Origin of the sequence: Solilutibacter silvestris (assembly GCF_050574925.1) — a bacterium.
Lineage (GTDB): Bacteria > Pseudomonadota > Gammaproteobacteria > Xanthomonadales > Xanthomonadaceae > Solilutibacter > Solilutibacter silvestris_A.
Genome location: NZ_JBCMOO010000003.1, coordinates 447,030 through 459,984 on the forward strand (window position 1 = coordinate 447,030; position 12,955 = coordinate 459,984).

Below are 12,955 nucleotides of genomic sequence, written 5' to 3' on the forward strand. Positions count from 1 at the left end.
GTGGACTGAACCTGCGCGTGCATCAGTTGGCCTTGTGGATGGCGCGCTTGTCGACCGCCATCGCGGCGTCGTGCACCGCTTCCGACAGCGACGGATGGGCGTGGCAGATGCGCGCGAGGTCGTCGGCGCTGCCATTGAATTCCATCGAGATCACGCCTTCGTGCACCAGCTCGGACACGTTCGGCCCGATCAGGTGCATGCCGAGGATGCGATCGGTCTCGGCATCGGCGAGCACCTTCACGAAGCCGATCGGCTCGGCCATCGCCACCGCGCGACCGACGGCCGCGAACGGGAAGCTGCCGGCCTTGTAGGCGACGCCTTCGGCCTTGAGCTGTTCCTCGGTCTTGCCGACCCAGGCGATTTCCGGCTCGGTGTAGATCACGTTCGGGATGGTGTCGTAGTTGACGTGGCCAGGCAGGCCGGCGATCAGCTCGGCGACCTCGATGCCTTCCTCGAAGCCCTTGTGCGCCAGCATCGGGCCGCGCACGCAGTCGCCGATCGCCCACACGCCGTCGACGCCGGTATGGCAGTGGTCGTCGACCTCGATCATGCCGCGCGCATCCAGCTTGACGCCGGTGCCATCGGCCAGCAGGCCCTTGGTGGCGGCGCGGCGGCCGACGCAGACCAGCAATTTCTCGACCACGACTTCCTGGTCGGACTTGCCGTCGTTGAAGGTGACGTGCACGCCATCGGGCTTGACCTCGGTCTTCGAGACCTTGGTGCCGAGGCGGATGTCGAGACCCTGCTTCTTGAACTCGCGCGCACCGACCTTGGCCACTTCCTTGTCGGCGGCGGCGAGGAAGTCGGGCAGGGCTTCGAAGATGGTGACCTTGGCGCCGAGGCGGTTCCACACGCTGCCGAGTTCGAGGCCGATCACGCCGGCGCCGATCACGCCGAGGGTCTTCGGCACTTCGGTGAAGTCGAGCGCGCCGACGTTGTCGACGATGGCCTTGCCGTCGAACTTGGCGAACGGCAGTTCGATCGAATCCGAACCCGCGGCGAGAATGACGTTCGTGCCCTTGAGCTCGACGGTGCTGCCGTCGTGCTGCTTCACGCTGACGACATTGCCCGGCTGCAGCTGGCCGAAGCCGTAGAACGGCGTGATCTTGTTGGCCTTGAACAGCGCCGCGATGCCGCCGGTGAACTGCTTCACGATCTTGTCCTTGCGGCCGATCATGGTGGCGACGTCGATCTTCTGGTCGGCGAAGCTGATGCCATGCTCGCCGAAGATATGCGACATGTTCCAGAACTGGCGGCTGGAATCGAGCAGCGCCTTCGACGGGATGCAACCCACGCGCAGGCAGGTGCCGCCGAGCGCGGGCTGGCCGTCCTTGCCGAGCGCGGCGTCGACGCAAGCGGTCTTGAGGCCGAGCTGCGCGGCGCGGATCGCGGCGTGGTAGCCGGCGGGGCCGCCGCCGATCACGACGACATCGAATTGCTGTTGTTCGGACATTGCTGGATTTCCTTGGCGAAACGCTTCAAGCAGCACGCCCCGCGATCGCGGGGCGCAGCGGAATTACATGCCGAGCAGCATGCGGCTGGGGTTCTCGAGCTGGTTCTTGATGTCGACCAGGAACAGCACCGCGTCCTTGCCGTCGATGATGCGGTGGTCGTAGCTGAGCGCGATGTACATCATCGGCGCGGCGATGACCTTGCCGTCTTCGACGATCGCGCGTTCCTTGATCGCGTGCATGCCGAGGATGGCCGACTGCGGCGGATTGACGATCGGCGTCGACATCAACGAGCCGAAGGTGCCGCCGTTGGTGATGGTGAAGGTGCCGCCCTGGAGGTCGTCCAGCTTCAGGCCGCCTTCGCGCGCCGCCTTGGCGTACGCGGCGATTCCCTTCTCGATGTCGGCGAAGCCCATGCGCTCGACGTTGCGCAGCACCGGCGTGACCAGGCCCTTGTCGGTGCTGACGGCCACCGAGATGTCGGCATAGCCGTGATAGATCACGTCGTTGCCGTCGACCGAGGCATTCACCACCGGGTACTTCTGCAGCGCGTTGGCGGCGGCCTTGGCGAAGAAGCTCATGAAGCCGAGCTTGATGCCGTAGGTCTTCACGAAATCGTCCTGCAGCTCCTGGCGCATCGCCATGACCTTGCTCAGGTTGACTTCGTTGAACGAGGTCAGCATCGCGATCGAGTTCTTCGACTGCATCAGGCGTTCGGCGATGCGGGCGCGCATGCGCGTCATCGGCACGCGTTCTTCCGGACGCGCACCACCGCTGACGCCCGGCGTCTTGCCGCTGGCGTAATTGATCAGGTCTTCCTTGGTCACCGCGCCGTGGCGGCCGGTACCGGCAACGTCGGCAGGGTTGATGCCCTTGGTTTCGGCGGTGAAGCGCGCACCCGGCGGCAGCTGGGACGTGGCCGCCGCGGCGGCAGGCGCAGCGGCAGCGACCGGGGCCGCAGCTGCGGGAGCCGGAGCAGCTGCAGCAGGTGCCGCCGGCGCGGCAGCGGCCGGAGCGGGGGCGGGCGCAGCGGCGACCGCGCCTTCCTCGACGACGGCGATCACCTGCTGGCTGGTGACGGTCGCACCGGTATCGAACTTGATTTCCTTGAGTACGCCATCGACCGGCGACGGCACTTCAAGCACCACCTTGTCGGTTTCCAGGTCGACCAGGTTCTCGTCGCGACGCACGCTGTCGCCGACCTTCTTGTGCCAGGCGGCGATGGTGGCGTCGGAGACGGATTCGGGAAGAACCGGGACTTTGATTTCGGTGGCCATGTCGGGTGTCCGATGAAAAATGTGGATGCGTGAAGAGGGGGCGGCGCGACGTCAGTCGTTGCCGTGTTCGAGCTTGGGCGGATTGACCAGCGCGTCGGCGATCAACTGCGCCTGTTCGGCGACGTGATCGTTGAGATGACCGGCGGCCGGCGACGGCGAACGCGCGCGTCCGGCGTAGGTGATCGACTGGCCGTTCATCAGGCAGGCGCGCAGATGGTGCTGGATCTGGAACCATGCGCCCTGGTTCTGCGGTTCTTCCTGGCACCAGACGACGTCCTTGGCCAGCGGATAACGCGCCAGTTCCGCTTTCAGCAGCGCACGCGGGAACGGATACAGCTGTTCGATGCGGACGATCGCGACGTCGCTCTGGCCGCGCTTCTCGGCGTCTTCCAGCAGGTCGTAATAGACCTTGCCGGAACACAGCACGACGCGCTTGACCTTGGTCGGGTCGGCCTTGCGATCGGAGATCAGTTGCTGGAATTCGCCGTTGGCGAGTTCGTCCAGCGACGACACCGCGAGTTTGTGGCGCAGCAGCGACTTCGGCGTCATCACCACCAGCGGCTTGCGGGTATCCATGCACAGCTGGCGACGGATCATGTGGAAGGCCTGCGCCGGCGTGGTCGGCACGCACACGATCATGTTGTCGAGTGCGCACAGTTGCAGGAAGCGTTCCAGGCGCGCGGAGCTGTGTTCCGGGCCCTGGCCTTCGTAGCCGTGCGGCAGGAACAGCGCGAGTCCGCACAGGCGGCCCCACTTGGCTTCGCCGGCGGCGATGAACTGGTCGATCACCACCTGCGCGCCATTGGCGAAATCGCCGAACTGCGCTTCCCAGATGTCGAGCGTGTCGGGATCGGTGGTCGAGTAGCCGTATTCGAACGCCATCACCGCTTCTTCGGAGAGCAACGAGTCGATGATGGTGGCGTCTTCCGGATTCTTCACCAGCTGGCGCAGCGGAATGTAGAAATCGTCGGTCTTCTGGTCGTGCAGGATTGCGTGGCGATGGAAGAACGTGCCGCGTCCGGCATCCTGGCCGACCAGGCGCAGGCGACTGCCCGAATCGAGCAGTGTGGCGTAGGCGAGGTTCTCGGCGAAGCCCCAGTCGCCCGGCAATTCGCCGGCGGCCATCTTGCGGCGGTCGTCGTAGATCTTGGCGACGCGCGGGTGCAGCACCACGGTGTCGGGAACGGTGTTGATCTGCTTGGCCAGCGCATCGAGCTTGCTGCGATCGACGCGGGTATCGACCGGATCGGACAGCTTGCCCTTCAGCAGCTTGTTCCAGTCGGGCAGCAGCGGATCGGGCTTGGCCGCGACCACGTCGGCGGTGACTTCGCCGGCGTCGAGCTTGTCGCGATAAGCATCGACCATCGCCTTGACCTGTTCGGCGGTGACCACGCCTTCGGCGATCAGCTTGTCGCCGTACAGCTCGCGGGTGGTCTTCATCGAACGGATCTTCTGGTACATCAACGGCTGCGTCGCCGCCGGTTCGTCCGCTTCGTTGTGGCCCTGGCGGCGATAGCAGACCAGGTCGATCACCACGTCCTTGCCGAACTGCTGGCGGAAATCGTGGGCCAGGTCCATGCAGAACAGCACCGCTTCCGGGTTGTCGCCGTTCACGTGCAGCACCGGCGCTTCCACCATCTTGGCGACGTCGGTGCAGTACAGCGTCGAACGCGCGTCTTCGTGGTAGCTGGTGGTGAAGCCGACCTGGTTGTTGATGACGATGTGGAGGGTGCCGCCGACCTTGAAGCCGCGGGCCTGCGACATCTGCAGCAGTTCCATGCCGACGCCCTGGCCGGCGAACGCGGCGTCGCCATGCAGCAGCACCGGCAGCACGTGCTTGCGGGTCTTGTCGTCGTAGCGGCGCTGGCGCGAGCGCACCGAACCGGCCACCACGGGATTCACGATTTCCAAGTGCGACGGGTTGAACGCCAGCGCGACGTGGACCGGGCCGCCCGGGGTGCCGATGTCGGCGCTGAAGCCCATGTGGTACTTCACGTCGCCGGTGTGGGCGTGATCATCGTCGTTGTGCTCGAACTTGCCCTCGAATTCGTTGAACAGCACGCGCGGCGGCTTGCCGAGGGTGTTGACCAGCACGTTGAGGCGGCCGCGGTGGGCCATGCCGATCACCATCTCCTTGGCGCCCTGGCTGCCGGAGCGGCGGATCAGTTCGTCCATCATCGGGATCAGCGAATCGCCGCCTTCCAGCGAGAAGCGCTTCTGGCCGACGTACTTGGTGCCGAGATAGCGCTCGAGGCCTTCGGCCGCGGTCAGGCGCTCGAGGATGCGGAGCTTGGTGGCTTTGTCGAAATTGAAGTTGCCGCCGGCGGCCTCGAGGCGTTCCTGCATCCAGCGGCGCTGTTCGACGTCGCTGATGTGCATGTATTCGGCGCCGATCGGGCCGGCGTAGGTCGCCTTGAGCAGGGCAAACAGATCGCCCAGCGCCATGCGGGCACGGCCACCGACGCCACCGGTGCTGAACTCGCTCTTGAGATCGGCATCGGAGAGGTGGTGGAAGGCCAGCGTCAGGTCCGGGGCGTCCGGGTGCTTGAGCATGCCCAGCGGATCGATGTCGGCAACGAGGTGGCCGCGGGCGCGATAGGCATTGATCAGGCGGCCGACATGGCGCTCGCGCTCGTCACCCGAGGATTCGCCACCGCCACCGCCACCGCTGCGGATGGCATTGCGACCGGCGGCGGCCACGGCATCGGCGATCACCGAATGGGGAACGTCACCGGCTTCGCGGCCTTTCAGGCTATCGAAATACGCCTTCCATTTGCCATCGACGCTGTCGGGGGCGACCAGGTACTGCTCGTAGAGCTCGTCGATATAGGCGGCATTGCTGCCGAGCTGGGAGGTTTGCGCAAACTGCTTGAGAAGGCTGTCCGCCATGATGGGGAAATACTCGCGATGTCGCCGGGGTCAGGGATGGTGCAAGTGGCTGATTTTCCGACGCAACAGACCGGCTGAATGCGCTGGATCAGTCGAGTTGGTGATTATAGGCGCAGCCGGCTCCGCACTGCATCAAATTCCTAATGCGCGGAGTTCAGACATTGGTCGAGCCCGCTCCCAGCTGCCATCGAAACGGGCCTGGAAGACGCGTCCCTGACCAGCTTCGGGCGCGATGATTTCGCCGCCGAGGCGGCCGTCGCCATCGAGTCGCAGGATCGCGCCGTCATCCCCCAGCAGGAACGGATGCTGGGCCGGCCACTCGTCGCCCTCCAGCGGCTGGCGCAGTTGCAGGGCGGTGGGCAGGCGCTGGTGCAGGGCGACCAATGCGCCGCAATCACGGGCAAGGTCGGCCGGTTCCCCGACGAGGATGCGGATTTCGCGCTCGCGACCCGAGGCGGCGAATCCGCGCAGGGCATCGACGATCGCCGGCTGGTTCCACAGCCGGGCTTCCAGTTTTGGCGCGAACAGGCAGATTCGGCGCGAGCTGGCCTGGAGTACGACAGTCGCCGCCACGATGACCGCGTCGAGTCCATCGATGCGTCCGTTGAATGGCGACGCGTTCATGGCGACTCCGGAAGCAGATAGCCACCGTCGGCGAGGGTTTGCAGCAATTCGCGGCCGCCTGGGCCCAAGGCAGCTAGCGTTTCGCCGTCGAGCCACTGCGCGCCGGCCAGCACTTTCGCGTCATCCACCGTCGCCGGCCACGCTGCACCGTTGGCGAACAGCAGGGCGCTGCCATCGGAAAGTCGGCGCCAGGCCATGCGGGTGTGTGGATGGCGCATCCATGTTTCGCCCCCCTTGATGCTTTCGGCGATGTCGAGTCCCGATGCATCGTCGCCGGTCGGCGCCTGGCCTTCGGCAACGCGGTAGGCGGAGATGAAGCGACCGAACCATTCGCCGATCTGGTCGCGGCCCTCGAGGCGGATGCGGGAGAGCGCGGCGAGGGCGCGATCGAGCGCAGCATCGTCGATCTCGTTGGGATCGGCCGGCAGTGCCAGGTCGGGATCGACATACCGCACGCGTTCGTCGGCATCGAAGGCGAGGGTGTCGGCCTGGTGGATCAGGAGTTCCGCGGTGGATGGCGCGCGCAAGCCGATCGAAATCGTCAGGCAGGCGTCCTCGGCGATGCCGTGATGGGCGACGCCCGGCGGCAGGTAGAGCATGTCGCCCGGTCCGAGGATCCACTCGTGATTGGGCTTGAAGTCGCGCAGCAGGCGCAGCGGCACGTCGTCGCGATATTCGGATTCCGGATCGGGATGGGTGTCGATCTGCCAGCGACGGTGGCCGACGCCCTGCAGCAGGAAGACGTCGTAATTGTCGATATGCGCGCCGACCGATCCACCCGGCGCCGCGAACGACACCATGATGTCGTCCATCCGCCAGCGCGGCAGGAACGGGAAGGCATCGAGCAGGGCGCGTACGTCGGCATCCCACTTGTCGACGTCCTGCACCAGCACCGTCCAGTCGTGGTGCGGCATCGCCGGGAATTTCTCTTCCGGGAACGGGCCGGTTTCCAGCGTCCAGCGATCGTTCGTCTGGTCGTGGCTGACGATGCGCGCGAGCGCGCCTTCCTCGCAGGCGAGTCCGGCCAGGTCTTCCGGCTGGATCGGCGATTCGAACTGCGGGAAGGCATTGCGGATCAACAACGGTTTTTTCTGCCAGTACTCGCGCAGGAAACGCTCGGGCGCCATGCCCAGGGGCGCGGGGCCATCAATGGCGTCGACTTCGATCATGGCGCTTTCCCGTTCGCCTCATCAGTGAGGCGCTGGTCCAGGGCTTCGCCTGCGTGCAGCGAAAACGTCTTGCAGGCACCGGCATCGATCAGCGGCTTGGTGCCGGCGAATCGCGCGAACATGTCGCTGGCGGTCGGATGCGGGGTCAGCAGCAGGTCGCAGGGCAATGACGCGACCGTGGCGATGGTGTGGCGGAAGGCCGTGACGTAGGCGGGATGATCGCCGTAGCGGTACTGCTTGTTGGAAATCGCAGTCAGGCTGTCGACGTAGGCGATGTTCGCGCAGCGCTCGCCCTCGCAGGATCGCCAGGTCCAGCTGGTGCTGCCTGGCGTGTGTCCGGGTGTGGCGTGCGCGACCAGTTTCAAGTCGCCGAGCCGCACGACCTGCCCATCGGCGATGACGCGCACGTGGGTGACGCGCGGGAACTTGCCCAACTCTCCGAACTGCGGGTCGCTGCGGTCGCTGGATCCGCGGCGCAGGGTCGCAGCCGCAGGTGCCCGTGCGAGCACCGGGGCACCGCTGTCGCGCTGCAACTGCGCCAGGCCGCCTGCATGATCGTTGTGATCATGCGTGCTCAGGATGAGTTTCACGTCGCTCGGCTTGAAACCCAGCGCACGGATGTTGGCCTCGATCGCCGCCGGCGCCTTTTCGGTGGCGCCGTCGATCAGGATCGCGCCCTGCTTGCCGACGACCAGGATCGAGCTGATGCCGCAGGTGCCCACATAGTAGGTATTGCCGAAGATTTTTCGCGGCGGCGCGCGGTCGCTCCAACCGTCCATCGGACTGGCGTCTGCCGGACATTGCGGGACATCGCTGGCGAATGCGGGCGATTGCCAGCCAGCAAAAATGCCGATGGCGAAGAGGGTCGAAAGAAGGGGGAGGCGACGGATCGACACGGGGCGACGGATCGTGGGGGAATGGGCGTCCATTGTGCCGCAAGCCCTGTCGGGATCGATCAATCGAACAGCGTCGGCGCGCCGGGATAAGTGATGCTGCCGTCGGCGTGGAATTCGGCGCCCTCGTTGGGCACGGCGGGATCGACGCGTCCCGGCGCGAGGATGTGCAGAACGGTCTCGCCGCGCGCGAGCAGGTAATCGGAAATGATCCGGCGGTGGCAGCGCCACCACGCCGCTTCCGAGCACATCACCGCGCAACGCTGGCGCTCGCCTTCGGCGATCAGGTGATCGAGGCCGTGGCGAAACGCCGGCGACAGGGCGTAATCGGCGTAGTTGTGGAAGCTTTGGTGGTCCCAGTGGCCGTTGACCCGGGTCGGGATCGTGTCGTGCACGCTGCCGCGCCTGCCACCGAGCGCGGCCAGGTGTTCGTAGGCGATGCCGTGTTCCCTCAGCGCAGCGGGCAGGGTGTCGATGTTGAACTGCGGGTTGGCGCGCGAACGCGGGAAAGTCCGTACATCGACCACGCATTCGATCTTCGATTCCGTCAGAAGATCGATGAATTCATCGAGGCTGCGATTGGAATGACCGATGGTGAAGAAGGTGGGCATTTTTGCTGTTACGCGGCTTTCCTGCGCGGCGCGGGATGCATCTGGTCCTTCAATCGCGTGCCAACACGGACGATCGCTCGGATCGCCGGCACCAGTTCCTCGCCGAGCTCGGTCAGGCTGTATTCCACCGAGGGGGGCGATGTCGCCAGCACCTCGCGCGCGATCACGCCCTTCGCTTCCAGTTCGCGCAGACGGGCGGTGAGCACGCGCGCAGAGACGCGGGGAATGTCCACGCGCAACTCGCCGAAACGGCGCGGGCCGCCGCTGAGATACCAGATCACGTTGGGGCACCAGGCGCCGCGCAGCAGCGTCATGCATTCGGTGAGCGGGCAGACCGGTGGCGGTTCGACCTTGCTGCGACGGAGGGGCAGGCCCATGGCGGATCACTGGTTACTTCGGGGATACCGCATTCTATCGGTAACTAGTGGTTATGTGGTATCCAACAGTAACCATGTCGGTTTAGGATGCGCAGGTCGATGGCGACACGCCATCGGGACCATCCATCCATGACCAGGAAGAACGCATGAAGCTCTATTACTCCCCCGGTGCCTGCTCGCTCGCGCCACATATCGTCGCCCTTGAAGCCGGCATCGGCCTGACGCTCGACAAGGTCGACCTGAAGGAAAAGAAGACCTCGGATGGCCGCGACTATCTCGCGATCAATCCCAAGGGCTACGTGCCTGCGCTGGAGCTCGACAGCGGTGAACTGCTGACCGAGGGCCCGGCAATCGACCAGTATCTTGCCGACCTGAAGCCGGAAAGCGGCCTTGCGCCGGCCAACGGCACGATGGCGCGCTACCAGCTGCAGTCGCTGCTCAACTACATCACTTCGGAAATCCACAAGAGCTACAGCCCGCTGTTCGCGCCGGACACCCCGGAAGCGACCGTCGCCAATCGCAAGGCTTATTTGCAGAAGCGTTATGCCTTGCTCGATGCGATCCTGGCCAAACAGCCATGGTTGATGGGCGAACAGTTCAGCGTCGCCGACGCCTATCTGTTCACGGTGACGCGCTGGGCCAAGGCCGTGCATGTCGATCTCTCGGCGTTCGCCGCATTGGCGGATTTCCAGAAACGCGTGCAGGAGCGTCCGGCGGTGCAGGCGGCGTTGCAGGCGGAAGGCCTGGGCCATCACGCCAAGTAATCCCTGCCGCACAAACAAAAACCGCTCCCCAGGGAGCGGTTTTTTCGTGGCCGCGATGGTGCGTCAAACCTTGCGCGCGAGTTCCGTCGCGACGCCGATGTAACCGGCGGGCGTCAGTTCCATCAATCGCTGCTTGGCGTCGGCCGGCAGGTCGAGTTGCGCGATGAAGGCGCGCAGCGATTCCTGGGTGATGCCGTGGCCGCGCGTCAAAGCCTTCAGCTGTTCGTACGGTTCCGGCAGGCCGTGGCGACGCATCACCGTCTGCACGGCTTCGGCCAGGACTTCCCAGCTGGCGTCGAGATCGGCGGCGAGGCGATCCGGATTGGTTTCCAGCTTGCCCAGGCCACGCAGCAGGGCATCGAAACCGATCAGCGCATGGCCGAAGGCGGTGCCGAGCGCACGCAGCACGGTGGAATCGGTGAGGTCGCGCTGCCAGCGGCTGATCGGCAGCTTGGCGGCGAAATGTTCGAACAGCGCGTTGGCGATGCCGAAATTGCCTTCGGCGTTTTCGAAGTCGATCGGGTTGACCTTGTGCGGCATGGTCGAGCTGCCGACTTCGCCTGCCTTAAGCTTCTGCTTGAAATAGCCCTGCGAGATGTAGCCCCAGATGTCGCGCGACAGGTCGATCAGGATGGTGTCGATGCGCTTCATCGCATCGCTGAGTTCGGCGATGCCGTCGTGCGGCTCGATCTGGGTGGTGTAGGGCTGCCAGTCGAGGCCCAGCGAGGTGACGAAGTGTTGCGAGAACGCCGGCCAGTCGATGTCCGGATAGCTGACGACGTGTGCGTTGTAGTTGCCGACCGCGCCGTTGATCTTGCCCGGCATCGGCAGTGCGGCGAGCACCGAGCGCTGGCGTTCGAGGCGGGCCACGACATTCGCGATTTCCTTGCCGACGGTGGTTGGCGAGGCGGTCTGGCCGTGGGTGCGCGACAACATCGGCAGCGCGGCGAGGTCATGCGCCATCGACCTCAGCTTGGCGATGGTTTCGTCGAGCTTGGGCAGCAGCACTGTGGCGCGCGCTTCACGCAGCATCAGCGCGTAGGACAGATTGTTGATGTCTTCGGAGGTGCAGGCGAAATGGACGAACTCCAGCGCCGGGGCCAGCTCGGCATCATCCTTGAGGTGTTCCTTGATCAGGTATTCGACCGCCTTGACGTCGTGGTTGGTGGTCGCTTCGATCTGCTTCACGCGGGCGGCATCGGCCACCGACAGCGTGTCGGCGAACTTGCGCAGGCGGGCTTGCGCATCGGCGGAGAACGGCTTGAGCTCGACGATCTTCGCTTCGGCGGCCAGCGCCAGCAGCCATTCGACTTCGACCTTCACGCGCGCCTTGATGAGGCCGTATTCGGAGAAGATCGGACGCAGTGCATCGACCTTGCCGGCATAGCGGCCATCGAGCGGGGAGAGGGCGGTGAGGGTCGAATGGGTCATCCCGATATTTTAACCGTATCCTGCAGACTTTCGATTCCCGGAGCATGCCGTGGCCCAGACCTTCCGCATCGAACACGACAGCATGGGCGAACTGCGCGTTCCCGCCGACGCCATGTGGGGCGCGCAGACCCAGCGTGCCATCGACAATTTCCCGGTGTCGGGCCGGCCGCTGCCGCCGGAATTCATCCATGCGCTGGCGCTGATCAAGGCCGCCGGTGCCGAAGTGAACGGCTGGCTGGGCCTGCTCGACGATGGGCGCGCCCAGGCGATCGCGCGCGCCGCCGCCGATGTCGCCGCCGGTCGCCATGACAATCAGTTCCCGATCGACATCTACCAGACCGGTTCCGGCACCTCGTCGAACATGAATGCCAACGAGGTGATCGCGTACCTTGCAAGCACGGCGCGTCGCAAGGTCCACCCCAACGACCACGTCAATCTCGGCCAGAGTTCCAACGACACCGTGCCGAGCGCGATCCGCGTCGCGGCGGTACTCGCCGTGCAGCGCGACCTGTTGCCGGCGATCAAACAACTGCGTCGCGTCATCGATCGCAAGGGCAAATCCCTTGCGAAAGTGGTCAAGACCGGTCGCACCCACCTGATGGACGCGATGCCGCTGACCATGGGCCAGGAGTTCGCGGCGTGGTCGGCGCAACTGGATTCGGCGCAGGCGCGCATCGAGGATGCGTTGAAGCGCGTGCGCCGCCTGCCGTTGGGCGGGACCGCGATCGGCACCGGCATCAATGTGCATCCGCAGTTCGGTCGTCGTGTCGCGCAGGCGCTCACAGCCGGCAGCGGCGTGCGCTTCGAATCCGCGGCGAACAAGTTCGAAGGACTGGCCGCGCAGGACGATCTGGTCGAACTCTCGGGCCAGCTCAATGCACTGGCGGTCGCGGTGATGAAGATCGCCAACGACCTGCGCTGGATGAACTCGGGCCCGCTGGCCGGCTTGGGCGAAATCGAATTGCCAGCCTTGCAGCCGGGCTCCTCGATCATGCCGGGCAAGGTCAATCCGGTGATCCCGGAGTCGGCGTGCATGGTCTGTGCGCAGGTGATGGGTCACCACGCCGCGATCACCGTGGCCGGCGCCAGCGGCAACTTCCAGCTCAACGTGATGCTGCCGCTGATCGCCAACGACTTGCTGGAATCGATTCGCCTGCTGTCGAACGTGCTGCCGCTGCTCGGGGATCGCGCCATCGCCGGATTGAAGGTGCGCCACGACAACATCGACGCCGCGCTGGCCCGCAATCCCATCCTGGTCACCGCGCTCAATCCGGTGATCGGCTACGAGAAGGCCGCCGCGATCGCCAAGCGCGCCTACAAGGAGAAGCGACCGGTGCTGGACGTGGCGATCGAAGACAGCGGGCTTGATGCGACGACGCTGAAGCGACTGCTCGATCCCGCCAAGCTCACCAAGGGTGGCATCCATGCGGGTGGCGGTTCGTCGGGTTGAGTGTTGAAAACAAATCCGG

Annotated in this window: 11 protein-coding genes; 2 read left to right on the forward strand and 9 right to left on the reverse strand. The window is 65.3% G+C overall.

What is annotated here, in order from left to right; all coding sequences use genetic code 11:
- Nucleotides 1-22: 22 nt before the first annotated feature.
- The 8 genes from lpdA to ABE093_RS08910 form a co-directional block, all read right to left on the reverse strand.
- A complete protein-coding gene (gene lpdA / locus ABE093_RS08875; protein ID WP_430760508.1) occupies nucleotides 23-1,453 on the reverse strand; it encodes a dihydrolipoyl dehydrogenase in 1,431 nt (476 codons plus the stop codon).
- 63 nt (nucleotides 1,454-1,516) lie between these two features.
- Nucleotides 1,517-2,728, reverse strand: a complete 1,212-nt coding sequence (gene sucB / locus ABE093_RS08880; protein WP_430760509.1) for a dihydrolipoyllysine-residue succinyltransferase — start codon at nucleotides 2,726-2,728, stop codon at nucleotides 1,517-1,519.
- A gap of 51 nt (nucleotides 2,729-2,779) precedes the next feature.
- The gene (locus tag ABE093_RS08885) at nucleotides 2,780-5,617 is read right to left on the reverse strand and encodes a 2-oxoglutarate dehydrogenase E1 component (RefSeq protein WP_430760510.1); all 2,838 of its coding nucleotides are present in this window, start codon (nucleotides 5,615-5,617) and stop codon (nucleotides 2,780-2,782) included.
- A gap of 132 nt (nucleotides 5,618-5,749) precedes the next feature.
- Nucleotides 5,750-6,241, reverse strand: a complete 492-nt coding sequence (locus tag ABE093_RS08890; RefSeq protein ID WP_430760511.1) for a hypothetical protein — start codon at nucleotides 6,239-6,241, stop codon at nucleotides 5,750-5,752.
- Nucleotides 6,238-7,410 (reverse strand): JmjC domain-containing protein, encoded by a 1,173-nt coding sequence (locus tag ABE093_RS08895; RefSeq protein ID WP_430760512.1) that lies wholly within the window; start codon nucleotides 7,408-7,410, stop codon nucleotides 6,238-6,240. Before ABE093_RS08895 ends, ABE093_RS08890 begins: the two co-directional genes overlap by 4 nt.
- Nucleotides 7,407-8,306 carry a subclass B3 metallo-beta-lactamase gene (gene bla, locus ABE093_RS08900; RefSeq protein ID WP_430760513.1) on the reverse strand — a complete coding sequence of 300 codons (900 nt, stop codon included), beginning with the start codon at nucleotides 8,304-8,306 and terminating at the stop codon, nucleotides 7,407-7,409. The genes ABE093_RS08895 and bla overlap by 4 nt, the downstream gene beginning before the upstream one ends.
- Before the next feature lie 59 nt (nucleotides 8,307-8,365).
- Nucleotides 8,366-8,914, reverse strand: coding sequence for a DUF488 family protein (locus tag ABE093_RS08905; protein ID WP_430760514.1), 549 nt, complete (start codon nucleotides 8,912-8,914; stop codon nucleotides 8,366-8,368).
- Nucleotides 8,915-8,922: 8 nt separating this feature from the next.
- The gene (locus tag ABE093_RS08910; protein WP_430760515.1) at nucleotides 8,923-9,291 is read right to left on the reverse strand and encodes a winged helix-turn-helix transcriptional regulator; all 369 of its coding nucleotides are present in this window, start codon (nucleotides 9,289-9,291) and stop codon (nucleotides 8,923-8,925) included.
- Nucleotides 9,292-9,437: 146 nt separating this feature from the next.
- Here ABE093_RS08910 and gstA point away from each other — a divergent pair, with 146 nt between their 5' ends.
- Nucleotides 9,438-10,055: a glutathione transferase GstA gene (gene gstA / locus ABE093_RS08915; RefSeq protein ID WP_430760516.1), complete on the forward strand. Its 618-nt coding sequence runs from the start codon at nucleotides 9,438-9,440 to the stop codon at nucleotides 10,053-10,055.
- Between the two features lie 63 nt (nucleotides 10,056-10,118).
- On the opposite strand, the gene purB is transcribed toward gstA, so the two are convergent.
- Nucleotides 10,119-11,486, reverse strand: a complete 1,368-nt coding sequence (gene purB, locus ABE093_RS08920; protein WP_430760517.1) for an adenylosuccinate lyase — start codon at nucleotides 11,484-11,486, stop codon at nucleotides 10,119-10,121.
- A 49-nt stretch (nucleotides 11,487-11,535) separates the two neighbouring features.
- Between purB and ABE093_RS08925 the strand changes: the two genes are divergently transcribed.
- On the forward strand, nucleotides 11,536-12,936 hold the full coding sequence (locus ABE093_RS08925; protein WP_430760518.1) for a class II fumarate hydratase: 1,401 nt from the start codon (nucleotides 11,536-11,538) through the stop codon (nucleotides 12,934-12,936).
- Nucleotides 12,937-12,955 lie beyond the last annotated feature (19 nt).